The sequence below is a fragment of the Enterocloster alcoholdehydrogenati genome, assembly GCF_013282095.1.
GTDB classification, from domain to species: Bacteria; Bacillota; Clostridia; order Lachnospirales; family Lachnospiraceae; genus Enterocloster; species Enterocloster alcoholdehydrogenati.
The window spans coordinates 108284-133593 of record NZ_BLTJ01000002.1; the positions used below are offsets into that span (position 1 = coordinate 108284).

The window sequence follows — 25310 nt, forward strand, 5'->3', positions numbered from 1 at the left end:
GGGTACCAAAAAAGAGCTGACTACATAAACATATGTAGTCAACTCTTAAGGTAGTTGGTAGAGACTCTGGGCCAATCCCCAGGATATACATATCAGGCATTTTTATTGAATTGATTACTTGTATTATATATCCTTAAAAAAAATTAGTCTAGTCGCAAAGTTCTCAAATATTTTTTAGTTTTTTGTGCAATATTTACAAATATTACCTAAAAATTTTTGTATTTTATCGTTATATTTTTACAAGAACAACGTTTTATCCTGCCTCTGCATCAAAGCACTCCCGCTAATCTGCTGTATGCTCCAGAGCCTGGCGGATATCCTCAATGATGTCATCCGCAGCTTCGATTCCCACGCTTAAACGGATCATGGAAGGATCGACTCCCGCCTCCGTCAGCTGTTCGTTGGTCAGCTGTCTGTGGGTATGGCTGGCAGGATGCAGAACCGCAGTGCGGGAATCCGCCACATGGGTTTCGATGGAGCAGAGCCTTAAACGGTCCATAAACCGGGCTGCGCCCTCTCTGCCGGACCGTAAGCCAAAGGAAATAACGCCGCAGGTGCCTGTGGGCATATATTTCTTTGCCAGCTGATAATATTTATCCCCTTCCAGCCCCGGATAGCTGACCCAGGCCACATCCTCTCTGGACTTTAAAAAGGAAGCTACCTTACAGGCGTTTTCGCAGTGCCTTGGCACTCTTAGATGAAGTGTCTCAAGGCCGACATTGATCAGAAAGGCATTCTGAGGAGACTGAATGGAACCCAGATCACGCATCAGCTGGGAAGTTGCCTTGGTGATATAGGCCAGCTTTCCAAACTTCTGGGTGTATATAACGCCGTGATAGGATTCATCCGGCTCTGTAAGACCCTTAAACTTATCATGATGAGCCTCCCAGTCAAAGTTTCCGCTGTCCACGATACAGCCGCCTATGGTCATGGCATGGCCGTCCATATATTTTGTGGTGCTGTGGGTCACGATATCTGCGCCCCACTCAAAAGGCCGGCAGTTGATGGGAGTCGCAAAGGTATTGTCCACAATCAGGGGAACGCCGTGATCGTGAGCTGCCCTGGCAAACTTCTCTATGTCAAGAACCGTCAGCGCGGGATTGGCGATCGTCTCGGCAAATAAAACCTTGGTGTTTGGGCGAAATGCAGCCGCCAGCTCCTCCTTTGTGGCATCCGGGCTTACCAGAGTACACTCTACGCCCATCTTTGGGATGGTTACTGTGAACAGATTGGCAGTGCCGCCATAAATGGCAGCGGAACTTACCACATGGTCTCCTGCCTGACACAGGTTCATCACAGCATAAAAGTTTGCGGCCTGTCCGGAGGAGGTCAGCATGGCGCCTGCTCCGCCTTCCAGTTCACAGATCTTGGCGGCTACCGCATCATTGGTAGGGTTCGCCAGCCTTGTATAGAAATATCCGTTTTCTTCCAGATCAAACAGCCGTCCCATCTGCTCGCTGGACGTATACTTAAATGTCGTACTCTGGCAGATAGGCAGCTGTCTGGGTTCGCCGTTTTTCGGCTCCCATCCGCCCTGAATACAGATGGTGTCTAATGAACGCTTCTTTGTCATGAGTTTTCTTCCTCCTGGGGTCGGTTTTCCGTTAAAATAGATGCTGTTTTATTATACTCCGCTCCTTTTGAGGATTCAACCCCAAAACGGAAGTCCCTGTTCATGAGGGGACGGCCCGCGGCCTGTTTCTTACGCATTCACATAAAAATACACGGCTCCTGACAGGAGAAGATAAAACCATGTGGCCGGGTTGGAAAACCAGGTGGTAAAGAAAGCCAGAGCCATATACATGGCAATCTGGGCATAGATCACATGGCCAACCGGACAGGACAGTTTTTTTCTAAGGCGCACCAGCCCATAGCAGGCCGCACCTAAAAGCCCTCCAAACAGGATCATTCCCAATATGCCGAAGTCGTAATAGGCATCATAAAACAGCGTAACCGTGGTAAGTTCCTCCTTTGTGACAAATAAAGGGAAATTCACCAGGGACGGAATAAGGAATTTCAGTCCTGTAAGTGCCCATAAAGGGAACAGACCCTTAAGTCCGAAGGAATGACGGCCCAGCTGCTCTACCAGGCAGTTAAAGTTATCATAATTATTTGCAATATACATATAGGGCTGGGTAATAAATATGGGCATATGGCTGTTCTTCATCTCAAAGATCCCATTCAGATACTCTACGCTGTGGCTTCTCAGTACCGTAAGGATCAGATAAGCCGGAATCATCACCACGGCCAAAACCCCCACATATACCAGGCTGAAATTCCCCGCCATGGAGATGTAGGTAAATACTGCCATTCCCACAGCCAGGATCAGCTGAAAGCGGGACACACACAAAAGCGGGATAGCCAGGGCGATCAGATCAAGAACCATAGCCAGCAAAAATCCCCGGTCCCTTGTAAGTCCTCTTCCTCTTCTTGCCGTCATAACGCAGTAAACCACCGAAAGGCTCGGAACCAGCACACAGGATACGGTAAAATAGTGCACCCCGCTGATATGAAATTCTGAATAAGCGTGGGGGACACCGTAAGAAAACATCGGTATAAAGCCCAGTCTCCAGGCCTCAAATGAAAATGCCAGCAGAGACACTGCGGTGATGGCGGTCATGGAAATCAGGATCCGCCTCGTCTGAAGCGGAGACTCCCCGGAGGAAAAAAAGCGGTATACTGACTGCATATCCTTCTCTGTCCAGCCGTCATAGAGACGGGTCATAACCTCAAAAACCGTCCAGAAAAGAACCACGGCTAAAAACAGACAGATCCAGGTCTTTACAGCCCAGTCTGTCTGAAGCCTTGACAGCTTAAAACAGGAAATGCCCTGTCCGCCCACAAAAAAGAGGCAGAACAGCCCCCGCAGATGGATCAGATTGCCCGTCCTTATATAATCCCCGATATACAGCCAGATGGCCGCTCCTAAGAGTACAAGGCCGGACAGCACATAAATGTGCTGCCAGGCCAGGATAAAACTTACAATATAGCAAATAACATAAACTAACATCAGCCGTTCATCTTCTCCATAAATTCTCTCATATAGGCTTCTACCTCCGCTGTGGTGGCAAAGCTCATGGCCTTGTCGGCCACTTCCTGAAGTTCAGAAACACTGTACTCTGTCACCAGCTTTCTGGTGCGCAGGATAGCGGAAGCGCTCATACTGAACTCGTTTAAGCCAAAGGCTAATAAAAGAGGAACCATCATGGGATCGCTGGCAGCCTCTCCGCACATACCGACCATGATGCCGGCCTCCCGGCCGCAGGCGATGATATGGCGTATGCTGCGCAGCACAGCCGGGTTAAAGGTGGAATACAGATAGGAAATCTTTTTGTTTCCACGGTCTACGGACATGGTGTACTGGGTCAGGTCGTTGGTGCCGATGCTGAAAAAGTCCGCCTCTTTTGCAAAGATATCTGCGATCAGGGATGCGGCTGCGGTCTCTACCATGATACCGACCTGGATGTCCTTTTTATAGGCAATTCCCTTTTCATCCAGTTCCTTCTTCAGTTCTTCGATCAGAGCCTTTGCCTCTCTGTATTCCTCAATGCAGGTCACAAGAGGGATCATAATGCGGATATTTCCGAAAGCGCTGGCACGCAGCAGAGCGCGCAGCTGGGGCTTATAGATATCTTCCTTCCTGTCCAGGCACAGGCGAATCGCACGGTAGCCCAAAAATGGATTTTCATCCTTTTCAAGACCCATATACGGGATCTCCTTGTCGCCGCCGATATCCAGGGTACGGATGATCACGGGCTTTCCGTTCATGGCAGCCGCCACCTTTTTATAGGCCTCAAACTGCTCATCCTCGGTCGGCATGGAGGTACGGTCCATAAACAGAAATTCGGTGCGGAACAGGCCCACGCCCTCTCCGTCATACTGGAGTACCTTGTCAACATCTTCAGGTTTTCCGATATTGGCTACGATCTCCACCTGTACTCCGTCCTTTGTAACAGACGGCTTTCCAATGTACTTTTCCAGCTCCTTCTTTTCCTTTAAGAACTGGTCTCTCTTCGCCTCATAAGCAGTCTTTATCTCTGTATCAGGATTTACATATACTTCGCCGGTGCTGCCGTCCAAAACAACGGTATCCCCGTCCTTTACCTGCTCCAAAAGACCGTTTACAGCCACCACAGCCGGAATCTCCAGCGCTCTTGCAAGGATAGCGCTGTGGGAAGTGCGGCCTCCTAACTCGGTAACGATTCCAACCACATTGGCCGGATTGATCCCTGCGGTCATGGAAGGGGTCAGATCCTTTGCCACCAGGACAGTGCCGGCCGGCAGAGAGGACACATCTGCAGACTGAAGCCCCATAAGAGTACGCTGCATACGAACCTTAATATCGCGCATATCCGTAGCTCTCTGCTGCATCAGCTCATCTCCCATAGACGCAAACATATCTGCATACATATTGCATACCGTTTCAATGGCAAACTCTGCATTTACTTTATCATTGCTGATGGAATTTTCAATTTCTCCCGTAAGCATGGGATCTGATAAAAGCATCATATGGCCCTGCATGATCTCGGCTTCCTTCTCTCCCACTCGGGTTGCCAGATCCTCGGCCATCTTCTGGGTCTCAGCGACGGTCTGCTCCAGCGCTCCCTTAAAACGCGAAACCTCGGCCTGTGCGTCCCCAACCTCTCTTCTTGTGATTACAAGCTCTGCCTCCTCTACGATCACCGCGGTACCGATACCGATGCCGTCGGAAGCGTTTGTTCCCTTATACATGGATATTTCCTCCTTAAGTTTCAGGCGCGGGAAATCCCGCCCCCTTTATTTATACTCACAACCTTTGGTTGCCGTCATCACTCACCCAGACGGTTGTCCACCAGACGGATCATGGCCTCAAGGGCCTGCTCCTCATCCGGGCCGTCACAGATAAACTCCACTTCCTCGCCGCATTTGACGCAGGCCCCCAGAACGCTTAATACGCTCTTTGCATTGGCCGTCACATTGCGGACGCGAAAGGATATTTTTGCTTTATATAACAGGGCCTCCTTGCACAGGATTCCCGCCGGCCTTAAATGAAGGCCTGATGGATTCTTGATCAGCGTTGCTTTGCTTACCATAAGTCTCTCACTCCTGTATCTGTTGTTTTACTGTCATATTGTATTCAGCCGTCTCCTATGGATACGGCACCTATTCCTGGGCGGAAGAGGAGGACGCCTCTGACGTTCCTTCCATCTTGGACTCGCTCTCTGCCGGCCTGGACGATGTATCCTGGGATTCCGCCGCCGTTTCCGTCTCATCCGCCGTTCGGTCGTGGACAGTGATCTGAAGAGGGTCGCAGCTTACCAGTTCATAGGCCGCTCCCAGCTGCAGGCTCACCTGCGCCGTATGAGTTCCAGGCCCCATATCGCTTACATCTACCTCCGCCTCCAGATTTTCCTCCGTCAGCTGATCCAGATCCTCGGTCAGACCCTTGATCCGAACGGTCACAGTATCCCGGTCAAACTGATAACTGTAGTGGCTGGATGCCCCTACCTGACGGATGGAATCAGAACCCAGAACAAAATCCCTGGTTTCCAGCGGTTCCACCTTGATGGTCACCGTGATCTGACTCTCGCCCTCTGCAAGGGATACGCCCTTTGGCAGATACTGGCTTAAGTCGATGGTTACCTTCTTATCCGCGGTGGCCCCATCCATATTCAGTTCCTTTTTTGGAATGGTAATGGAACTGATCTCTGCCAGGTCAGATTTTAGGCCTACTACCTTCACGGACTTGATGCTGGATTCAATGCCAGTATAGCGGTAGCCGTCAGCCACCCGTCCCTCTGTTTCAAAATTCAGGCTCAGATCCTTCACCTTCAGGATCGACTGATCATAGTCCGCTTCCGTACGGCTTAAGGTAACCCGGTCATCCAGGCTGATCTCATTTCCATTGGCATCATAGCATTTGATCGGCAGTGTGCCGGTCAGATCCTCCGTCGCTCCATCCAGCCGGATCTCTATCCCCACGGTGCTGATCTGTCCCACCAGGGACTGAGGCCCGCTGACTACGATCTTTGACGGTGACAGGCTGACGCTGCCCTGGCTGTAGCCGTCCTCCGGCTTACCCACATATTTTGGTGTCAGTTCAAATGGTTTCTGCTGCAGATCCTCGGTCCTTACCCGGATCACCGCCGGCTTGGCGGTCACGGAATCCACATGGCTGTTCTTTACGTCAATTTTGATGGGAACGGCACCAGTAGGCTCATACATATCCGCCAGGTCGATATAGGCCCTGAAATCAGAGGCCGAAACACTGCCGGAATCCAGTGTTCTTACCTTATAGGATACCGTTACTGTGTTTTTGTCGTCCAGAAGTTCGTACGTCTTTCCGCTGGAGGTAAGCACGCTTTCATTAAGCACCTCCAACGGAACGTTCTGCGTTCCTGTGATATCAGGATTGGAAATATTTACCACTGCCAGCCATACAAAGAAAGCAATAAAGACGGAAAGTATTTTCAGTTTTAAATTATTTATCAGCTTTTTTTCCATTGATCAGCCTTCCCTTCCATAACCTGAACCGGCTGCCGGACGGCTCAGCCACTTCCCGGATACCGGATAAGATAGACCGCAGCGTCTCTGCATCGGATACTGTCTTAAGACTGCCGCCTTCCGCTACGGAAACACGCCCTGTCTCCTCAGACACCACAACGGTAAGGCTGTCTGTGGTTTCACTGACGCCCACCGCAGCCCGATGGCGGGTTCCCAGAGCCTTGTTAATGGACATATTATCTGATAAAGGCAGGTAACAGGTAGCGGCCGCCACCCGGTTCCCCCGGATTACCACTGCCCCGTCATGGAGAGGGGTATTATGCTCAAATATATTGATCAGAAGCTGACTGGTCACAAGGCCGTTGATCTCGATGCCGGTGCGTTCGATTTCTTTTAAAGAAGTTCCCCGCTCGATCACCATCAGCGCTCCCGTTTTGACCTTTGCCATTTCAAAGGTAGCCCGAACCAGTTCATTGACCGTACGGTCATTAAATCCGTTAGTCTCTTTCCCCTGATCCATGGGAAGGATGCTGCTGATGATGTTCTGGCTTCCCAGCTGTTCTAACGCCTTTCTCAGCTCCGGCTGAAAAACAACCAGAAGCGCCGTCACGGCAATGGCGGTAATATTTTTAAGGATCCACAAAATCGTATCCAGCTTAAAAAGCACCACTACCACTGAAAAGGCAAAAATGACTAAAAGTCCCTTAAGCAGCGTCCATGCCCTGGTATTCTTGATCCATACCAGCAGTTCATAGACCAGAAAGGAAATAATGGCAATCTCCACAATATTTTTAAGTGAGATCCTGGGCAGCAAAGACAGCCAGGACGACAGCTGATCCATCACTTCCAGCAAAATATCCATCTTCTATCGTCCTCCTCTCATGAAATGTGTTTTTTATGAAGGCCTCTGTCCGCCAGGCTCCCGTTCCCTTGTACTGCGTTTTCTGGCGCTGATCTTTTTCACCTGCACATCCGTGGTGGACATGGTCATCTTGGGAACTGCCTTTACATAGTAGTAATAGTCCTCGTCCTCAAACTGCACATATTCCGTGCGGGTGTAGTCTACCGAAAATATAAAGAAATTATACACAGCCGCCAGCGCTGCTGAAACCAGCATACCGAGAACCATCTGGATGGGAGCCACCGATACGCCAAATATAAAGTCCCCGATGAAGATCACCAGGAGCTCCGCCACAGAACCGGCCACAATAGCCACCACCCAGGCATAGTCGATAGACATCCTCCGGATCAGGTACACCACCAGGATTCCCACAATACAGGTGACAATCATGACGATCATGGTCTGATTGAAGAATACTGCGCGGACAATCTGGCTGTAGCGCTGTACCATGTCCACAGCCCCCTCTCCCGTAAGGACGCCTGCGTTTTGTTTTACATACATTACGAGATAGTAGAAAAACACGCCGCAGCTTACAGGGATCACAGAGCATAAGCTTCCTCCCAGCCCTACAAGGAGAGGTACCGCATAGGGAATCTTAAAAAGGAACGCTAACGGTGTAAGCACCAGCAGCCAGCTGTCTCCCGGTTTAAAGCCGTAATAAAGAATCCCCACCACAATCATCATCAGAACCGCGATCAGGGCCATCTCCATGGAAACTGCATACAGATGAACCGCCAGCAGGCAGCCGATCAAAAGCACCAGCGTACAATTTGGAAGAAGCGCCCCCACCAGGCAAACCATAAGAACCACCAGGGGATTTTTAAGCTTAGCCATATATCCGATGGTAGAATTGATGCTGAGCACCGTGCACAGAGTAAATAAAAAACGGATCAGCGGATGGATCATGGGGTTGTATTTCTCGTAAAATTCCTTCAGATGCTCTTTCCAGAGCAGAAGTCCTGTCATATGGTTCTTCCTCCTCGATTCTCTCTGCCGGCATCCGGCCGGTCTTTTCCGTATCGCTTCACCAGATGGCGCAGGCGGGCCGTAAACATGGTCTGAGTCCTGGAGGCAATATCATAACGCCTGGCGCTGACCCGCCAGGTGATCATAAGATACAGAAACAGTCCTCCGCCGTAGGCAAGGACGCCATTTGTGATCCAGGAATGAATCTGGCTGATCTCTGCCCCTCCCATAATCACATCCAGTTTATAAATCCCCCAGGTGAGCAGAATAAGGAAAAAGCTGAAGGTATAACCGAAAAAAGCCCGGAACATCTGCCCTCCCACATAGTCGCTTTTAAAGAAACGGTTTACAGGAAAGATCCTTCTGCCTTGATTTTTTTCAAATATGGCCAGCTCTGTCATATAGCGGACCTTCTCTTCATTCAGCATACAGACGCTCCTTAATTTTGAAAATATGTCAATTCAGTATACCACAACTTTTATTATTTTGCGACACTTTAAATGAATTTTTATTTTTGTGTCCTCAAACGGCCCAGCTATGTCCGTTTCCATTCGTTCTTCCATTTATTATATCGGCTCTTTGGCCTAAAGTAAATACGAAACAAACAATTGCAGCCGTTATTATCATTCATAATTGAATACTATATGAAGTAATTATTAAGATTTTATGAATTTCTTTAAAACTCTTGTATTATTTAAAAATTATGCTATTTTTTATAATGATTCTACATAAACCGGTCCCGGCGGATGAGACGGGATCAAAAAACTATATAAAGAGGTTAAATATGAGTACACTGCGAATGCTGCATTATTTTAATTATGTGATGGCAACCATATTTGTTGTGTTCTATTTTTATCAGATCGGTTATCTTCTGCTGGGTCTGATCCGCAGACGCACAAAGACGCCTGATACGCCCCATGCCCTTCACAGGTATGCGGCTGTGATTTCCGCCAGAAACGAAGAAAATGTAATCGGCGGCCTGATCGCCAGCCTGAAAGCCCAGGACTATCCTTCGGAGCTTCTTGACATCTATGTGATCGCCGACAATTGTACCGACAATACGGCTCAGGTGGCCTTAGCGGCAGGCGCCAAGGTTTACCGCCGCTTCAACCGGGATCTGATCGGCAAGGGCTATGCCCTGGATTATCTGTTCAAATGTCTCTCCGCCTCCGGCAAGGACGTATACGACGGATATTTCGTATTCGATGCGGACAATTATGTAGATCCCTGCTTTGTGCGGGAGATGAACAATACCTTTGACAGCGGAAACTACGCTGCCCTTACCAGCTACCGCAATTCCAAGAATTTCGGAGCCAACTGGATATCTGCCGGATACGGGCTGTGGTTTCTGCGGGAAGCCAGATTTTTAAACTTCCCCCGTATGCTTCTTGGAACCAACTGCGCAATCTCCGGAACGGGCTTTCTGGTGTCCGGCGAAGTGATCCGTGAAAATGGCGGCTGGCCCTTCCATCTATTAACAGAGGATATTGAATTTTCTGTAAACTGCGCCATTGACGGCAAGGTCATCGGCTACTGCGACAAAGCTGTCATCTATGACGAGCAGCCGGTGCATTTCGGCCAGTCCTGGAGACAGAGACTTCGCTGGTCCAAGGGCTTTTATCAGGTAGACTGGCATTACAGCTTAGGCCTGATCCGCGGCTGTTTCCGTCCGGGAAGAAAGGGTTTTTCCTGCTATGACATCTTTATGACTGTGGCTCCCGGTATGTTCTTTACGCTGGCCGCCCTGATCATCAATGCAGTCATGCTCTGCGCTTTCTTTACAGAGCCGGGCTACATTGCAAAAATGATCGTTGCCGAGAACCTGTCCTTCCTTGGACGCACCCTGGGTATGTTCTATGTAAGCCTGTTGATTTACGGCGCCATCACCATGGCCGCAGAGTGGAAGCAGGTGGCCATGTCCACCCGCAAGAAGATTCTCTATACCTTCACCTTTCCGCTCTTTATGTTTACCTATATTCCGATCTCTGCCGTAGCTCTTGTAAAGAAGGTAGAGTGGAAGCCGATCTGCCATGGAAATACTACCGGCGAACTGATCCCAAGCAAGGGCCAGGGACGGTAATCGTTTCAATTATTGACGAAAGGGAAACCTCTGAAACATATCAGCGGTTTCCCTTTTCCTGTTAGCGAAAGACGCCTGCACCAATGAGTCTCTCCGCCCGTTCTATCTCCTCTTTTGCCGGTACCGGCGTTCCCTCCAGAGGATAAGTGATTCCCATATTTTTCCATTTAAACATTCCCAATGTATGATAGGGAAGAATCTCCACCCGGCTGACCGTCTTTAAGCTGCGGATAAATTCTCTCAGGCCGAGAAGCCCCTGCTCATCATCTGTAAGTCCCGGCACCAGCACATGGCGGATCCACATTTCTTTTCCGTGATCTGACAGCCAGCGGGCCAGCGCAAGGACGTTTTCATTGGAACATCCTGTCAAAGCCCTGTGCTTTTCCTCATCTATTTCCTTCAGGTCCAGAAGCACCAGATCGGTTGTCTCCATAAGTTTCTCAAACCGCTCTATATAAGGGGAGTTTAAAGAGAACGGATTTCCAGATGTATCAATGGCCGTATGGACACCCTTTTCCTTTGCAAAGGCAAAAAGCTCTGCCACGAACTCCGGCTGCAAAAGAGGGTCGCCGCCGCTGACTGTGATCCCGCCGTTTGGCTGTCCCTTTTTCTTCCAGTAGCTCCTGTAGCGGTATATATGCTCAAACAGTTTCCCTGCCCCCCACATGGTTCCGCCTTCCGCAGGCCAGGTTTCCGGGTTGTGGCAATAGCGGCAGCGCATCTGACATCCCTGTAAAAATACCACAAACCGGACTCCCGGCCCATCTACCAGCCCGAAGGTTTCCATAGAATGAACCTGCCCCTGTACATCTTCTCTCCTTCTTTCCTGTGTTTCCATCTGCAATTCTCCTCTGTCCTGTTTTCCCTGCCGGCTTTGGGTATGTAAATCCCCTATCTCCAACCGGCAGAACCGGTCCAGGGAAAATACGTTTCCCCGGACCGGTTCTTAACTTTTTATGTATAACCGTCTTTTATTCCCGTTCTCACATTGCCTTGTGGCAGGTTCTGGAAATTACATCCATCTGCTGTTCCTTTGTCAGGTCAATAAACTTCACTGCATAGCCGGATACGCGGATGGTAAAGTTGGCGTACTCCTCCTTCTCCGGATGGTTCATAGCGTCAATGAGCTTCTCCGTTCCGAACACGTTTACATTCAGATGGTGCGCACCCTGGTCAAAATAGCCGTCCATCACCTGAACCAGATTTTCAATGCGCTCCGCCTCATTATGGCCCAGTGCATCAGGATTGATGGTCTGGGTGTTGGAGATACCGTCCAGCGCCCACTCATAGGGTAACTTTGCAACGGAGTTTAAGGATGCCAGAAGGCCGTTGGCTTCCGCTCCATAGGATGGGTTCGCTCCCGGAGACAACGGCTCTCCTGCTCGGCGTCCGTCTGGCATATTTCCGGTGGCCTTTCCATATACCACGTTAGACGTAATAGTAAGGATAGAGGTGGTCACCTCTGAATTGCGGTAGGTATGGCGCTTCTTTAACTTGTCCAGGAAGGTCTTAAGAAGCCATACTGCGATGTCGTCTGCCCGGTCATCATCATTTCCATATCGCGGGAAATCTCCCTCTGTCTCGAAATCAATGATCAGTCCGTCCTCTTCACGGATGGTCTTTACCTTCGCATACTTGATGGCGCTTAAGGAATCCACTACATGAGAGAAACCTGCGATTCCTGTCGCGAAAGTCCGGCGCACATCGGTATCAATGAGGGCCATTTCCGCCGCCTCGTAGAAATATTTATCGTGCATATACTGGATCAGGTTCAGGGTGTTTACATACAGACCTGCCAGCCAGTCCATCATCACGTCATACTTGCGGATTACCTCATCATAATCCAGATACTCAGAGGTAATGGGGCGCAGCTCCGGCCCTACCTGCTCCTTTGTTTTCATATCCCGGCCGCCATTCATAGCATATAACAGGCATTTTGCCAGATTGGCCCTTGCACCGAAGAACTGCATCTCCTTACCTGTCTGGGTAGCGGATACACAGCAGCAGATGGAATAGTCATCTCCCCATACCGGCTTCATCACATCATCATTTTCATACTGCACGGAGCTGGTGCGGATGGAAATGTCTGCGGCATACTTTTTAAAGCCTTCCGGCAGAGCAGAGGAATAGAGAACCGTCAGATTCGGCTCCGGGCTGGGCCCCATATTTTCCAGAGTGTGGAGGAAACGGAAGTCATTCTTTGTCACCATAGAGCGGCCGTCTACGCCGATTCCCGCCATCTCCAGAGTTGCCCATACAGGATCGCCGGAGAAGAGCTGGTTGTAGGATGGAATACGGGCAAATTTCACCATACGGAACTTCATAACCAGATGATCGATCAGCTCCTGGGCCTGGGCCTCTGTTAAAATCCCCTTCTTTAAGTCTCTTTCAATATAGATATCCAAGAAGGTTGAAATACGTCCCACGCTCATGGCCGCGCCGTTCTGGGTCTTAATAGCTGCCAGGTAGCCGAAGTAAAGCCACTGAACCGCTTCCCTGGCCGTGGTTGCCGGCTGGGAAATGTCAAAGCCGTAGGACTGGGCCATTTCTTTCATTTCCTTTAAAGCCCCGATCTGACGGCTGATCTCCTCTCTCTGGCGAATGGTCTCATCTACCATAGTGCCGTCACCGCAGATCGCAAAATCATGCTGCTTTTCACGGATCAGAAAATCAATGCCGTAGAGAGCCACGCGGCGGTAGTCGCCTACGATGCGGCCCCGGCCGTAGGTATCCGGCAGACCTGTGATGATTTTACTGTGACGGGCCTTCTTCATCTCGGGGGTGTATGCGTCGAATACGCCCTGATTGTGTGTGCGGCAGTATTCCGTAAAAATCTTGTGCAGCTCCGGGTTTGGCTCATAGCCATAAGTGCGGCAGGCTTCCTCTGCCATCTTGATTCCGCCGTATGGCATAAAGGCGCGCTTTAAGGGCTTATCTGTCTGAAGACCCACCACCTGCTCTAAGTCCTTTGTCTCCTCGCTTATGTACCCAGGCTTGTGGGAGGTGATGCCGGACACAATATCGGTATCCATGTCCAGGACACCGCCCTTGGCTCTCTCCTCCTTCTGCAGCCCCTGTAAAATCCCCCAGAGACGGTCGGTTGCCTCCGTTGGCCCTGCCAAAAAGCTCTCGTCCCCCTCATAGGGAGTATAATTGTTCTGAATAAAGTCTCTTACGTTTACTTCTTCCTTCCAGAGGCGGCCCTCAAAGCCGTCCCACTGACTGTAATCCTGCATAGGTATCCTCCTTCTTGATCCGGCAGTCCTCTTCTGTTGTGTCCCGCCGCAATGTTAGCTTTTGCTAACTTTCATTTGAATCCTATCACATTTCACGTGGAAGGCATAGATGATTATTGAGTATTTTTTCTCATGTGCCGAATAAAAAACATATTTTTCCGTATAGAGGGAGAAAAACTTACTTTTATTTGAATAATGCTGAAAAATATGATATAGTAAGCAGGCATCACGTTTTAACGCTCATGGGAGCGTACTATACTTTAGAAAAGGAAGGTTACAAATGGAAAACTCAAAGAAAATCCCATGGTACACCCTTGCCTTCATGGCCTTTTCCACGGTCTGGGGCTTTGGAAATGTACTCAACGGCTTCGTATACTTTAATGGTATACAGGTCATTTTCAGCTGGATCTTAATGTTTGCCCTCTATTTCGTCCCCTATGCTCTGATGGTAGGCGAACTGGGTTCTGCTTTTAAGCACTCCGGCGGCGGCGTCAGTTCCTGGATCCACGAAACCATCAATCCCAAGTTTGCCTACTATGCAGGCTGGACTTACTGGGCCTGCCACGTTACCTATATCGCAAGCAAGGGAAGCGGCGGCTTAAAAGCTTTAAGCTGGATGTTTTTCCAGAACGGTACGACCTACGACCAGTTCCCCACCATCTGGATCCAGCTTGCCACACTGGCTGTTCTCCTGTTCTTCTGCTGGGTTGCCAGCCGCGGCTTAAACCCCTTAAAGAAGCTTGCGACCATCGCGGGAACCAGTATGTTCATCATGTCCATCCTGTATATCCTGATGATGTTCGCAGCCCCCGTCATCAATCCAAACGGCGGTTATGTTTCTGTGGACTTTACATGGGACAAGCTGATTCCCCAGTTCAACGTGGGATACTTTACCTCCCTTTCTATCCTGGTATTTGCCGTAGGCGGATGCGAGAAAATTTCTCCTTATGTAAATAAGGTAAAGGATCCGTCCAAGGGTTTCCCAAAGGGCATGATCGCCCTTGCCATTATGGTTATGGTCTGCGCCATCCTTGGTACCATCGCCATGGGCATGATGTTTGATCCAACGGTTATCAATGAAAGCTCCGAAAGTTTCAGTTCCTACGTTTCCAACGGCTCCTACTGGTCCTTCCAGAAGCTGGGACAGTATTACCATGTAGGAAATCTGCTGCTGATCATCTACGCAGCCTGCAATGCCATCGGTCAGTTCTCCACTCTGGTGCTCAGCATTGATGCTCCTCTTCGTATGCTTCTTGATAATGAGGATGCAAGACAGTTCGTTCCTACCAAACTGTTAAAGAAGAACAAGTACGGCGCTTACATTAACGGTATCCTTATGGTAGCCTGCCTGTCAGGAAGTATCATCCTGATCCAGTCCTTCGTTCCCGGAGCGGCTGCCGTATTGACCCAGTTAAATAAGTTAAACTCCGTCACCATGCCTTTGCGTTATCTGTGGGTATTTGCCGCTTATATCGCTTTGAGAAAGGCCGCAGACCGTTTCCAGCCTGAATACCGTTTTGTAAAGAGCCAGGGCATCGCTCTGACAGCCGGTATCTGGTGCTTTTTCGTAACGGCCTTCTGCTGTATCTTTGGTATGTATGTAAAGGGAGACATGGTCTCCACCGCTTTAAACGTGATCACCCCCTTTGTCCTTACCGCCCTGGGGCTGATCCTTCCGGTCATCCGCAAAAAAGAAGCGGCCGGCCGCTAAAAAACATCCGGCGTATTCTTCTCATGAATACGCCGGGTGTTTTCATATCTGCTATACAGGCCTGAGGCTGGCCGCTTCTTTATGTCTGTTCCTCGTAGTAGCTGTAGCAGTTTTTTCCCAGCTTTTTGCTGGCATACAGGGCCACATCTGCTTTTCTCAGGTCTTCATTATAGTCAAAATCCTTTTCCCCCACGAGGCGGATTCCCGCGCTGCAGGACAGAGGGATTTTCCCCAGCCGTCCTACTTTTGCAAGCAGCTCTCCCATCCGTTTATCTAAAATGCTTCTGTCAATGGTTCCCTTTACAAACACCAGAAATTCATCCCCTCCAAGGCGGCCGATGGCATCGTGGCTCCTAAAGGTACTCTTAAGAATCTCTGCCAGAAATTTAAGAGTCTCATCTCCCTTCAGATGCCCAAAACGGTCATTTACCTGTTTAAAATCATCCAAATCCAGGATGATCAGCGCCCCCTTTGCATCCGGCTCATCCCCATTCATAAACCGCTTTACCTCAGTTTCAAAGGCAGTTCGATTATATACATTTGTGAGCGGATCCCTGGTAGCGGCATTTTCCTGAGCCAGCTCCCTCTTTTTCTCAGCATCAATGTTTTTCAAATACAGAAGGGCATACATATTTTCCGTGTACCGGTCCTGGAATACATGGAGCACCAGCTTCATCCAGTAAAGCTGCGTCCCGACATAGCGTCTGAAACACAGTTCCATGGTTGGAACGCCTTTTTTATACATCTCCTTCATATAGCGGAGATTTAAGTGGCTGCGGTATTCTTCTTCATCCTCCGGATATACCACCAGGCTCACCTGTTTTTGCACTACCTTGTCAAAGTCCGCCCGTTCTTCTCTGCTTTCTATCCCATAGGTTTCCCATACGCCGGTGGCCTTCATGATATGTCCGCTCTCCACATCCACCTCCGCATGGGCCACTGTATCCGAGAGCAGAGCCTCGTAAAAATCAGACTTTTTCATATACTCCAGCTCCATGGCCCGCTCATGATCCGCCGGTTCCATAATTACCGCAATGGTACCTGCGTCCTGCTGCTTACGGCTTAAATGAGCTGCCTTCAGCTTAAACCATTCGTAGTTCCCTTTCTTTGTGAGAAGCAGCATCTCTTTGCCTCTCTCATCCTCTTTTTCCTGTACATTCTTAAAAATACCTTTAAATTCAGCCGCAAAATGAGGATGTACAATCTGTTCTCTGATCCAGCAGTCCGGAAATCCCTGCTCTCTTATGGCATCGCCTGCAATCAAACGCCGCTTGGTGTGAAAATAAATGGCCTGTTTTTTCTCGTTGTATTCAAACTGCTCGCTCAGACGGTTATTCGGCAGAAAATCAGGGATTTCCAGATCACTGATAATCCGATGGTATCCTTCCAGACAGATCTTTTTGCCATGGGCTGGCCGTCTCACTGCCGCACACCGCACGGTTACAGCTCCCCGCTTCGGATGATTCCAGGTGTATTCTATCTGCACCATCCTGCCGGTCCGGGCCGTCTGTTCCACTGCCTGCTCTACATAGTTATAATACCCCTCGCTGATACGGTTATACCAGTAGGCATAGCAGTCTTTTGGGGACAGTTCTTCTTTCAGGCCCATAATACTGCGCATGACTGCATCTGCATACATCTCGCAGCTGCCCGTCTCCTCGTTCATGCATATCCTCCAGAGGCCCAGCTGAATATCCTCAAGGATACTTAAATATCCCTCCTGGTCCCCGCCTGAAACATATACCGCCTTCTTTGCAGGCAGCTTTCTGAAACAGCGGCCCTGCTCCATGCGTTTTTTGTATTCCTCGGTATCTGCCTCAAGATAGAGCCGCTCAAACTCCTCCCTAAGGCAGGGTTTTGCAAAAAGGAACCCCTGGAGCACATCCGGCTTTAGTTCCTTTAAGGCAGCCAGTTCTTCCGTAGTCTCCACGCCCTCGCAGCAAACCCGGATCTGTGCGCTGTGAGCCAGCTCGATCATGTTGGAGAGCAGGCGGTAATGATAGGCATTTTCCTGAATATGGGTGACAAAACAGCGGTCTATCTTGGCCTCGTCTATGTCAATGCTTTTTAAGTAGCTTAAACTGGAATAGCCAGTGCCGAAATCATCGATAGCGATCTGTATCCCGTTTCGTTTCCACTGGTGGAAGATTCGGTTAAAATAGGGATAGTCCCGAAGCTGTATGCTCTCCGTCACCTCCAGTGTAAGAGCCTCCCCCGGCAGCCCCTCATCCTGCAGAAGTTCCAGCACCTGTCCCTCTATCTCCTTTTCACGCAGCTGCACATAGGAAATGTTTACATTGATATGAAAATCAGGCACCTTCTTTCTCCAGAGTACACACTGTCTTACTGCCGTCCGCAGGGCCCATAGCCCCACTTCGCAGATCAGCCCGCTCTGCTCTAACAGGGGAATAAATTCTCCTGGCCCTACAAGGCCGCGAGTATCTGACTGATAGCGCAGCAGCGCCTCCGCTCCGTAAAGAACAAAGGAATCCTGGGTAATCTGAGGCTGATAGCAGAGGAAAAAACCCTTATATCCCTCCCGGACAGACGTCTTAATCTCATCTAACAGCCGGATCTGCTCCAGGTTTTTCTGATAATCCTCAGATGAGAAAAATATCAGCGTATTTTTTCCTTCTTTTTTTGCCCGGTCCAGAGCGTTTTCCGCGTACTGGTAGATCATTCCTCCATCCATGCCATTGCCCTGTTCATAGGGCACAACGCCTGCAGAAACAGTACACTGCTTTTCAATCTCCTGTTTTACGGCTGTGTAAAACTGCAGGACATCCTCGCGGCTTTTTTGCGGAAAATCCACTGCAAAGCAATCCCCGGCCATGCGGTACAGTTTCATAGGCCGTACGCTGTGCTCCTCCAGTATCTCTGTTATCATTTTAAGGATACGATTTCCATATACACGCCCGTTTTTAACATTGATATGTTTGAAATCATCAATGCCTAAAACCATCAGATATCCATCTGTATCTGCAAGACATTTCCCCATATCCTCTATATATTTATCGTAATTCTGCAGTCCGGTCAGATCATCCACTCTGAGCCGGGCCGCCAGCTCGGATACACTTCCAATAAGAACCCGCGGCCGGCCTTCCTCATCTGTATGTACATTTCCCCGGCAGTTGACCCACACACGGTTTCCTTCCCGATCGATCAGCCGGTATTCCATATCATGGGTATCAGAAATTCCATTTTTAATATCAGCTAAATTCTGCTCAAGCTGCGCCAGATCTCTGGAGTAAACGATGCTGCCCCAGACGTTTAAAGGGATACCCTGGTCTTTCGCCGCAGGTAAGGGATATTTTTCACATATCTTATCCGTGAAATAAATACGGTCGCTGATCATGTCATATATATACAGATAATCATTGGTACTCTCATCCAGAAATCCTATGGTCTGCATATATATCTTCATCTCTTCATTTATATCCATATCCCTGTTCTCTCCTTTCCATCTTGCTATTCTATCATCCCCTGTCATATTTTTGCAATTTATTTTTAAGTATATCCCGCAAAAAGAGAGCAGGCCGCAGATATCGGCTGCTCTCTTTTCTATATTGAAATACAATTATTTCCAGTTTACTCTTCTTTTTCATCCAGCAGATCGGTCATGCTCTTTAAGCTGACCGCCACAGTGGAAGTATTGTGAAGCAGCGCAGAGGTCGCGGGAGAGATAAGACCTGCCACGCCCATGAGGATCAGTCCCAGATTGAAGCTGATTACGAAACGGTAATTCCAGTTAATCCGGCTCATAAGACGGTTGCTGATGGCCTTTAAGGTAACCAGCTGATATAAATCCTCCTCAGATATGGTGATATCGGCGATCTCTCTTGCAATGGCCGCCCCCTCACTGATGGCGATGCCGGCGTCTGCGGCTGAAAGGGCCGGTGAATCATTGATCCCGTCCCCCACCATGATCACCTTGCGGCCGGCGGCCTTTTCCCGCTCCACAAAGCCTGCCTTGTCCTCAGGCAGCACCTCCGAAAAATACTGATCCACGCCTACCCGCTGTGCAATGGCCCTGGCGGTGCGTTCGCTGTCTCCGGTCATCATGACTACTTTCCTGATGCCCAGTTCTTTTAAGGAGCGTATCACCCGGCCCGCCTCTTCCCGAAGAGGATCCTCAATGAGGATAACCGCTGCCAGCTTTCCGCCCATTGCCATATACAGATGGGAATAGGAGGGCGGCAGAGCCTCAAATTCCTCCCTGCGCGCCTCAGGAATCTCACAGCCTTCATCTTCAAATACAAAATGATGGCTGCCGATGATCACGCGTGTTCCGTTTACATAAGTAGCGATTCCATGGGCAACAATATAGTCCACCTTGGAGTGCATCTCCTCGTGAATCAGTCCCCGTCTGGCCGCTTCCTTAACCACTGCGTTGGCCATGGAATGAGGGAAATGTTCCTCTAAGCAGGCGGCTGTCTTTAACAGCTCATCCCGGCTCATATCGTTAAAGGGAACAATGTCGGCTACTACTGGTTCTGCCTTTGTAAGAGTTCCTGTCTTGTCAAATACGATGGTGTCCGCCTGGGCCACTGCCTCTAAAAATTTGCCGCCCTTGACTGTGATGTGGCGGCTGCCGGCCTCACGCATGGCCGACAGCACCGCAAGAGGCATGGCAAGCTTTAAAGCACAGGAAAAGTCCACCATCAGGATGGAAATCGCCCTGGTGGCGTTTCTGGTGATAAGCCAGGTCAGGGCTGTCCCCCCCAGACTCCAGGGAACCAGGGCATCGGCCAGGCCGGAGGCTTTCCCCTCCACCGCAGATTTTAATTTTTCAGAATCCTCGATCATCTGAACAATACGCTCAAAACGGGTGGATCCCTGGGCGCTCTTTACCTGTAAGGTAATCTCCCCTTCCTCTACGGCAGTTCCCGCATAGACATAGGATCCCTTCTCTTTCTTTACCGGTATGGATTCTCCGGTCATGGAAGCCTGGTTGACCATGGCTTCGCCCTCTGTCACAATGCCGTCAAGAGGGATCACGTTTCCCAGATGGACGGTAATGAAATCACCCTCACGGATGGAGGATACAGGAACCAGCACCTCTGCGTCCCCGGTTTTCTGCCATACCTTTTCAATATTTAAGGACATACTTCTTGCCAGGTCGCCTACGGACTTTTTGTGCGTCCATTCCTCCAGAAGGCCGCCGATACCAAGGAGGAACATAACAGAGCCTGCGGTGTCAAAATCCCTCCGGATGATGGATACGGAAATTGCGGTGGCGTCCAGCACCTCGACCTCAAGACGGCCCTGGAGCAGACAGCAAAGGCCCCGGTATACATAGCGGACGGCGCTGACGGCTGTGTAGGCGGCTCTCAGCCAGCCAGGGAAAAATACCTTTGTAGCGGCCCGTATCATAACCCTCTGAATCAGCTTTTCTTTGTACTCCCTGTTTAAGGCGCGGCCGCTGGCCGACGGAACAAGCTCCTTTAAGCCTTCGTCCTCATAGGTAAAGCGGCAGATGCTTTCCAGGATATCCTGACGGTCTCCCTTATAAACCACCACCGCATCTGCGGTACGCTCATACACCTTTGCCGATTCTACCCCGCAGAGTGTTCCCAGATAATACTGAAGGAGGTCTGCCTGACGCAGGGTCATGGCCCCCTTCTGGTAAATATGGACCCTGAGCCGGCCCTTTATCTCATGTTTGATGGAAAATTTCATTGCGGTTCTCCTCATAAAAGAGGACCTGGGAAATGTATCTGCTCCCCAGGCCCCCGTTTTTATATTATCTGTCGCTGTTTTATGCCTCTAAAGGAGCGGTCTCCTCCGCAAATGCTTCCTCGGGCGCGCTCTCGTCCTCGAATACTTCCTCCTTGCAGCGCTCGTCATTGATGGCCTTTGCCTCTGCCAGAATATCCTCTGCGTTCTCCTGAATGTTAGTGGCTGTAGTCATCACGCAGTCCTTTGCGCGAAGGCCGGCTGCCAGACAGTTGATATAAAAGCGCTTGGCATCCTTGCTTGCCAGTACCTTTACGCCTGCTGTACCGAACAGCACGCCGCCTGCGAACAATCCGATTTTCTTCATCTTATCTACGTCTAACATTTTTTATCCTCCTGATCTGTCTTTGTGATTTGAGTGGGTCAAATTACTTATGCCTGTATCCAGTATAGAGCGTCATACCCAGGCAAAATACCATCGCCAGGGCCCAGAATCTGTGCTGCTTCATGCCATCACTGTCCTTTCTGACTCTTTGCATATGTTCTCTGCTCCCTCACAGAGCCCTCACATATTTTTCAGGTTCTATACACATAATTTACCAAACGGAAACCGGTTAGTCAAATCCAACATTTACTTATTGAGAATTTTTTTCAGTTATCTTCTGAAATTTCCAGATTTTAGAAGATATTTTTCTAAAATTTCCCATTTATCTGCAATCCTTTTCCATGCGCTCCAGATCCTCCTTCAGATCTTCCTCGTGAAACTGATGGCCGCCTTCATAGTGATGATGGATCAGCCGATCCTCCGCTCCGTTTAGGCGGTAGGCTAAACGGATGATCTCTACCTGTTCATCTGCATTTTTGATTCCTCTGGGGCCGTTGAGGTGATCAGAACAGCCTGACTGAATCACCAGCGGCCGTGGGGCGATCAGGGAAGCAATATCTCCCATGTCAAAGGCCTTCCAGAGGCCGGGGACATAATTGCAGCTGCAGTTTCCATTTAATTCCAGAAGCGAATCCTTAAAGCCATAGAGATAGCCGCTGATCACAGCCCGGCGGACGCGGTCGTCCAAGGCTGCCAGATAAAGGGTCTGCAGGCCGCCGCCGGAAAAGCCCACGCAGCCCAGATCGTCGGTGCGCCACTCTCCCCTCTCCTCGACGTAGTCGATCAGCCGCATCAGGTCCCAGGTATTCATTCCCGCCACGGTCATGCCCAGAGGCTCCGCCATATGGGCCAGATGGAAGCAGGTTCCCCGCATAAACGCCTCCTCTTCCTCTTTCTGAAAGGCCTTGTCTCTCCGTTCTCCAAAGCCTCTGGCATCGGGGCAGAGTGCAACATAGCCCAGTTTTGCCAGATAGAGGCCGTAATCATAGTGGAACCGGTCAATGGCCTCTGCCACGGCAGGAATCTCCCTGCAGCCTGCCACACTGTATTTTCCCGCTCCCTGGTGGCCATGAGGGGCCAGGACGCAGCCTGGGCGTCCCTCCTTTGCCGGCGGGATCAGGATATATACCGGCATCCAGACATCCGGTTCTGTCTGCAGCAGAACTTTCTCCCTGATAATTCCTCCGAAAAGCTCTGTTCGCTCCAAGAGCTTTGGACACAGAGGGCAGTTTTCCATCTCGTCCATTCCAAGCAGTTCCCAGAGGTGTTTTCCTGCCCTCTGTTTCCACCGTTTCCATTCCTCCTGATCCCCTCCGCCAAAGGCCTCTTTTCTTCCCAGCCGATCGTATTTTTTCATCATCCCATCCAGACTGTCATAGTAGCGGCTCACTGCCAGGATCCGTTTTTGCTTTTCATCCATTCCCTTCTTCCTCCTTCTCCTGCATTTCCCTTCCAGCCTCCTTCAGCCGGTCAAAGGCTCTTCTTATATGAAAAGCATTGACTACGAAAAACAAAGGACAGCCGAAAATGGCAAAAATAACCGCCGCCTGGGGTAAAAAGGCGATACTGACCACGGCCAGGATCCCCAGAACAAGATCCTGCAGCACCATGACAGAAGTCTCTCCCCAGTTGCCCGCCGCCATGAAAAATGCGCTGCGGACTGCACCAAGGCAGGTTGTCTCATAGGTCACAAGCACCGGCCACAGCCAGAGCAGAGTAATCCCGTAGATGATCGTCAAGAACACAGTAAGAGCCATCATGCAAAACCCTGCCGCCCCTCCCATCTGCGCCGGCCCGGAAAGCAGATAGAGATCCGCGCCGATCACCGCCCCTGCAAAGAGGCTTATAAGCCCCAGAGGCAGCGCCTGACGGAAATTGGCCCGGAAGGCCTTAAAAAACATGGAAACTACGGAACTCCCTTCATCCCTTACCAGCTTTAACGCTACATAGTGTGCGGCAGCCGCAGAGGGCCCTGCGGTAATCACTGGCAGGCTGCAAAGCAGCCAGAGCACATGGAGGATCACCATATCTCCAAGTTTCATCAAAAACGTAATAACTGGTCCGTCATATCGCAGCATATCTCTTTACCTCACCATTCTCTGAAGCTGTTCCATCTGGTAAAATTCTCCTTTTCTCTCCATCAGTTCCTGGTAGCTCCCCTGTTCTCTGATCCTGCCCCGTCCGATGACCAGAATCCGGTCCGCTCCCCGGACCGTAGACAGGCGGTGAGCCACAATAAAAGTGGTCCGTCCCTTCGTAAGGCGCTCCAGAGCTTCCTGGATCTCTGCCTCCGAGATGCTGTCCAGAGCTGAGGTGGCCTCATCAAGGATGATCACCTGGGGATCCCGGATCAGCGCTCTGGCAATGGAGATTCTCTGACGCTGGCCGCCGCTTAGGTTCGCCCCATGCTCCTCAATCATGGTGTCAAGCCCCTGGGGAAGTTTTTCGATGACGCCGGACAGATTGGCGGCCTCTACGGCCTGTCTCACCTGTTCCTCGCTTACGTGTTCCAGACCGTAGGTAATGTTTTCACGGACGGTTCCCGTAAACAGCACCGGGGTCTGAGGCACCACCGATATAAACCGCCTGTAGCTCCTCAGGTTCAGTCCCTTTATATCTTTCCCGTCGATCAGCAGTTCTCCCTTAGAAGGCAGGATAAAGCCGATCAGAAGATTTAATATCGTGGTCTTTCCCGATCCCGACTCTCCCACCAGGGCGATGGTCTCTCCCTGTCTGACCGAAAGTTCCAGGCCGCTGAGCACTTCCTTTTCCCCGCCCGGATAAGCAAAGCTGACCTGTTTAAATAAATAGTCGCCCTTTAGCGAGGCCAGCTCCTCCTTCCCCTCATTGCACTCCACATCATCAGAGGAAAGCACCTCACCGATGGAAGAGACGGATTCCAGTCCCTTTGTGAGAATGGGCAGGAGGTTAATCAGAGCCGAAAACTGATTGACCACCGTGGTAAAGCTGGACTGGTAAAAGGTCACATCCCCCACCTTTATAAGGCCGGACATGGCCATAAAACCGGAAACGGCCAGGCACACCACCTGGAATACCTGAAATACCACCCAGCTGACCGCTCCAAAATGGGCCTGAACCATATCAAGACGATAGCCCCGGTTGGCGGTCTCCTCCAGCAGGGCGCTGATCCGGGCCGCCTCCTTATCTTCCAGGGCATGGGCTCTGGCTACAGGCACCATTTCCACCATCTCCATCACACGGGCGCTGGTCTCCTCCATACCCTGACGGAACGAGCGGTTTTCTCTGTGGATTTTTGCCCGGAAGGCCACCACCGCCGCTGCGGCCACAGGCGCAACCAGCACAAAGAACAAAAGGATCAACCGGTTTTTCACGGCGGTGATGGATAAGGTGATCACCAGGTTCATCACGATATTCAGCAGATTTACAAACAGCTGAGAGGACAGTGTTTCCACAGCTTCCACATCGCGCATGATCTTCGACTGCAGACGGCCGGACTGGCTGCCTGTATGGTATGGGATAGACAGTTCCTGAAGTTTCCGCACCAGAGCCGCCCGCAGACCGGCCTCCGTGTTTCGGATCACCCGGCTTTTTAACTGGTTGTGAATCCAGTTCGCAGGAAGATGGATGGTTAAAAGCCCCAGCCAGATCCCTGCATTGATAAGAATCGCCCTTCGCCCTGCTTCGCCGCCTTCAATAACACCATTGATTACATTGGCAATCAGCAGGGGCGAAAGCAGGGAGGGAGAATGTTTCAGTACAAAAAAGACGGTAGACAGCAGGAATTTGTGATACTGCCCCCTGTAAAATTCCAGCAGCACCAGCACAGAGTGCTCCCCGTGCTTTTGATAACAGGCGGCAAAGCGCCGCTCCATTTCCTGATATCTGTCCAT

Annotated in this window: 18 protein-coding genes and 1 riboswitch; of the genes, 2 read left to right on the top strand and 16 right to left on the bottom strand. The window is 50.3% G+C overall.

The window, feature by feature from the left end; translation table 11 throughout:
- Positions 1-15: 15 nt before the first annotated feature.
- A riboswitch (purine riboswitch) is annotated at positions 16-111 on the bottom strand.
- Positions 112-283: 172 nt separating this feature from the next.
- The 8 genes from HW447_RS02905 to HW447_RS02940 all read right to left on the bottom strand — a co-directional run bounded on the left by HW447_RS02905 (position 284) and on the right by HW447_RS02940 (position 8778).
- On the bottom strand, positions 284-1573 hold the full coding sequence (locus HW447_RS02905) for an O-acetylhomoserine aminocarboxypropyltransferase/cysteine synthase family protein (protein WP_176253837.1): 1290 nt from the start codon (positions 1571-1573) through the stop codon (positions 284-286).
- Positions 1574-1702: 129 nt separating this feature from the next.
- Positions 1703-3010, bottom strand: coding sequence for an O-antigen polymerase (locus HW447_RS02910; RefSeq protein ID WP_176253838.1), 1308 nt, complete (start codon positions 3008-3010; stop codon positions 1703-1705).
- Positions 3010-4731 carry a phosphoenolpyruvate--protein phosphotransferase gene (gene ptsP / locus HW447_RS02915; protein ID WP_176253839.1) on the bottom strand — a complete coding sequence of 574 codons (1722 nt, stop codon included), beginning with the start codon at positions 4729-4731 and terminating at the stop codon, positions 3010-3012. Before ptsP ends, HW447_RS02910 begins: the two co-directional genes overlap by 1 nt.
- A 77-nt stretch (positions 4732-4808) precedes the next feature.
- A complete protein-coding gene (locus tag HW447_RS02920; RefSeq protein WP_176253840.1) occupies positions 4809-5072 on the bottom strand; it encodes an HPr family phosphocarrier protein in 264 nt (87 codons plus the stop codon).
- Positions 5073-5142: 70 nt separating this feature from the next.
- A complete protein-coding gene (locus tag HW447_RS02925) occupies positions 5143-6483 on the bottom strand; it encodes a CdaR family protein (RefSeq protein ID WP_176253841.1) in 1341 nt (446 codons plus the stop codon).
- On the bottom strand, positions 6461-7345 hold the full coding sequence (cdaA, locus tag HW447_RS02930) for a diadenylate cyclase CdaA (protein WP_330588966.1): 885 nt from the start codon (positions 7343-7345) through the stop codon (positions 6461-6463). The genes HW447_RS02925 and cdaA overlap by 23 nt, the downstream gene beginning before the upstream one ends.
- 33 nt (positions 7346-7378) lie before the next feature.
- On the bottom strand, positions 7379-8350 hold the full coding sequence (locus tag HW447_RS02935; protein WP_176253842.1) for an ABC transporter permease: 972 nt from the start codon (positions 8348-8350) through the stop codon (positions 7379-7381).
- Positions 8347-8778, bottom strand: coding sequence for a hypothetical protein (locus HW447_RS02940; protein WP_176253843.1), 432 nt, complete (start codon positions 8776-8778; stop codon positions 8347-8349). The genes HW447_RS02935 and HW447_RS02940 overlap by 4 nt, the downstream gene beginning before the upstream one ends.
- 356 nt (positions 8779-9134) lie before the next feature.
- Here HW447_RS02940 and HW447_RS02945 point away from each other — a divergent pair, with 356 nt between their 5' ends.
- On the top strand, positions 9135-10430 hold the full coding sequence (locus HW447_RS02945; protein WP_176253844.1) for a glycosyltransferase family 2 protein: 1296 nt from the start codon (positions 9135-9137) through the stop codon (positions 10428-10430).
- Positions 10431-10491: 61 nt separating this feature from the next.
- Here HW447_RS02945 and pflA read toward each other — a convergent pair whose 3' ends face one another.
- Positions 10492-11268, bottom strand: coding sequence for a pyruvate formate-lyase-activating protein (gene pflA, locus HW447_RS02950; protein ID WP_176253845.1), 777 nt, complete (start codon positions 11266-11268; stop codon positions 10492-10494).
- A 145-nt stretch (positions 11269-11413) separates the two neighbouring features.
- Positions 11414-13666, bottom strand: a complete 2253-nt coding sequence (pflB, locus tag HW447_RS02955; protein WP_176253846.1) for a formate C-acetyltransferase — start codon at positions 13664-13666, stop codon at positions 11414-11416.
- A gap of 280 nt (positions 13667-13946) precedes the next feature.
- Between pflB and HW447_RS02960 the strand changes: the two genes are divergently transcribed.
- A complete protein-coding gene (locus HW447_RS02960; protein ID WP_176253847.1) occupies positions 13947-15377 on the top strand; it encodes an amino acid permease in 1431 nt (476 codons plus the stop codon).
- A gap of 79 nt (positions 15378-15456) precedes the next feature.
- On the opposite strand, the gene HW447_RS02965 is transcribed toward HW447_RS02960, so the two are convergent.
- The 6 genes from HW447_RS02965 to HW447_RS02990 form a co-directional block, all read right to left on the bottom strand.
- Positions 15457-18819 carry an EAL domain-containing protein gene (locus HW447_RS02965; RefSeq protein ID WP_176253848.1) on the bottom strand — a complete coding sequence of 1121 codons (3363 nt, stop codon included), beginning with the start codon at positions 18817-18819 and terminating at the stop codon, positions 15457-15459.
- Between the two features lie 146 nt (positions 18820-18965).
- On the bottom strand, positions 18966-21056 hold the full coding sequence (locus HW447_RS02970; RefSeq protein WP_176253849.1) for a heavy metal translocating P-type ATPase: 2091 nt from the start codon (positions 21054-21056) through the stop codon (positions 18966-18968).
- Positions 21057-21135: 79 nt separating this feature from the next.
- Positions 21136-21438 carry a DUF6110 family protein gene (locus tag HW447_RS02975; protein ID WP_176253850.1) on the bottom strand — a complete coding sequence of 101 codons (303 nt, stop codon included), beginning with the start codon at positions 21436-21438 and terminating at the stop codon, positions 21136-21138.
- 322 nt (positions 21439-21760) lie between these two features.
- A complete protein-coding gene (locus HW447_RS02980) occupies positions 21761-22858 on the bottom strand; it encodes a dienelactone hydrolase family protein (RefSeq protein ID WP_243176183.1) in 1098 nt (365 codons plus the stop codon).
- Positions 22851-23516: a YesL family protein gene (locus HW447_RS02985; protein ID WP_176253851.1), complete on the bottom strand. Its 666-nt coding sequence runs from the start codon at positions 23514-23516 to the stop codon at positions 22851-22853. The genes HW447_RS02980 and HW447_RS02985 overlap by 8 nt, the downstream gene beginning before the upstream one ends.
- A 6-nt stretch (positions 23517-23522) precedes the next feature.
- Positions 23523-25310, bottom strand: a complete 1788-nt coding sequence (locus HW447_RS02990) for an ABC transporter ATP-binding protein (RefSeq protein WP_243176184.1) — start codon at positions 25308-25310, stop codon at positions 23523-23525.

Bases quoted from the DNA above. Each gene is read 5' to 3' on its own strand.
- HW447_RS02910 (WP_176253838.1), bottom strand. From the start codon at position 3,010: ATGTTAGTTTATGTTATTTGCTATATTGTAAGTTTTATCCTGGCCTGG.
- HW447_RS02980 (WP_243176183.1), bottom strand. From the start codon at position 22,858: ATGGATGAAAAGCAAAAACGGATCCTGGCAGTGAGCCGCTACTATGAC.
- HW447_RS02990 (WP_243176184.1), bottom strand. From the start codon at position 25,310: ATGGACAGATATCAGGAAATGGAGCGGCGCTTTGCCGCCTGTTATCAA.
- HW447_RS02940 (WP_176253843.1), bottom strand. From the start codon at position 8,778: ATGCTGAATGAAGAGAAGGTCCGCTATATGACAGAGCTGGCCATATTT.
- pflB (WP_176253846.1), bottom strand. From the start codon at position 13,666: ATGCAGGATTACAGTCAGTGGGACGGCTTTGAGGGCCGCCTCTGGAAG.
- HW447_RS02965 (WP_176253848.1), bottom strand. From the start codon at position 18,819: ATGGATATAAATGAAGAGATGAAGATATATATGCAGACCATAGGATTT.
- HW447_RS02920 (WP_176253840.1), bottom strand. From the start codon at position 5,072: ATGGTAAGCAAAGCAACGCTGATCAAGAATCCATCAGGCCTTCATTTA.
- cdaA (WP_330588966.1), bottom strand. From the start codon at position 7,345: ATGGATATTTTGCTGGAAGTGATGGATCAGCTGTCGTCCTGGCTGTCT.
- HW447_RS02975 (WP_176253850.1), bottom strand. From the start codon at position 21,438: ATGTTAGACGTAGATAAGATGAAGAAAATCGGATTGTTCGCAGGCGGC.
- HW447_RS02985 (WP_176253851.1), bottom strand. From the start codon at position 23,516: ATGCTGCGATATGACGGACCAGTTATTACGTTTTTGATGAAACTTGGA.
- HW447_RS02935 (WP_176253842.1), bottom strand. From the start codon at position 8,350: ATGACAGGACTTCTGCTCTGGAAAGAGCATCTGAAGGAATTTTACGAG.
- ptsP (WP_176253839.1), bottom strand. From the start codon at position 4,731: ATGTATAAGGGAACAAACGCTTCCGACGGCATCGGTATCGGTACCGCG.
- HW447_RS02925 (WP_176253841.1), bottom strand. From the start codon at position 6,483: ATGGAAAAAAAGCTGATAAATAATTTAAAACTGAAAATACTTTCCGTC.
- HW447_RS02970 (WP_176253849.1), bottom strand. From the start codon at position 21,056: ATGAAATTTTCCATCAAACATGAGATAAAGGGCCGGCTCAGGGTCCAT.
- HW447_RS02945 (WP_176253844.1), top strand. From the start codon at position 9,135: ATGAGTACACTGCGAATGCTGCATTATTTTAATTATGTGATGGCAACC.
- HW447_RS02960 (WP_176253847.1), top strand. From the start codon at position 13,947: ATGGAAAACTCAAAGAAAATCCCATGGTACACCCTTGCCTTCATGGCC.
- pflA (WP_176253845.1), bottom strand. From the start codon at position 11,268: ATGGAAACACAGGAAAGAAGGAGAGAAGATGTACAGGGGCAGGTTCAT.
- HW447_RS02905 (WP_176253837.1), bottom strand. From the start codon at position 1,573: ATGACAAAGAAGCGTTCATTAGACACCATCTGTATTCAGGGCGGATGG.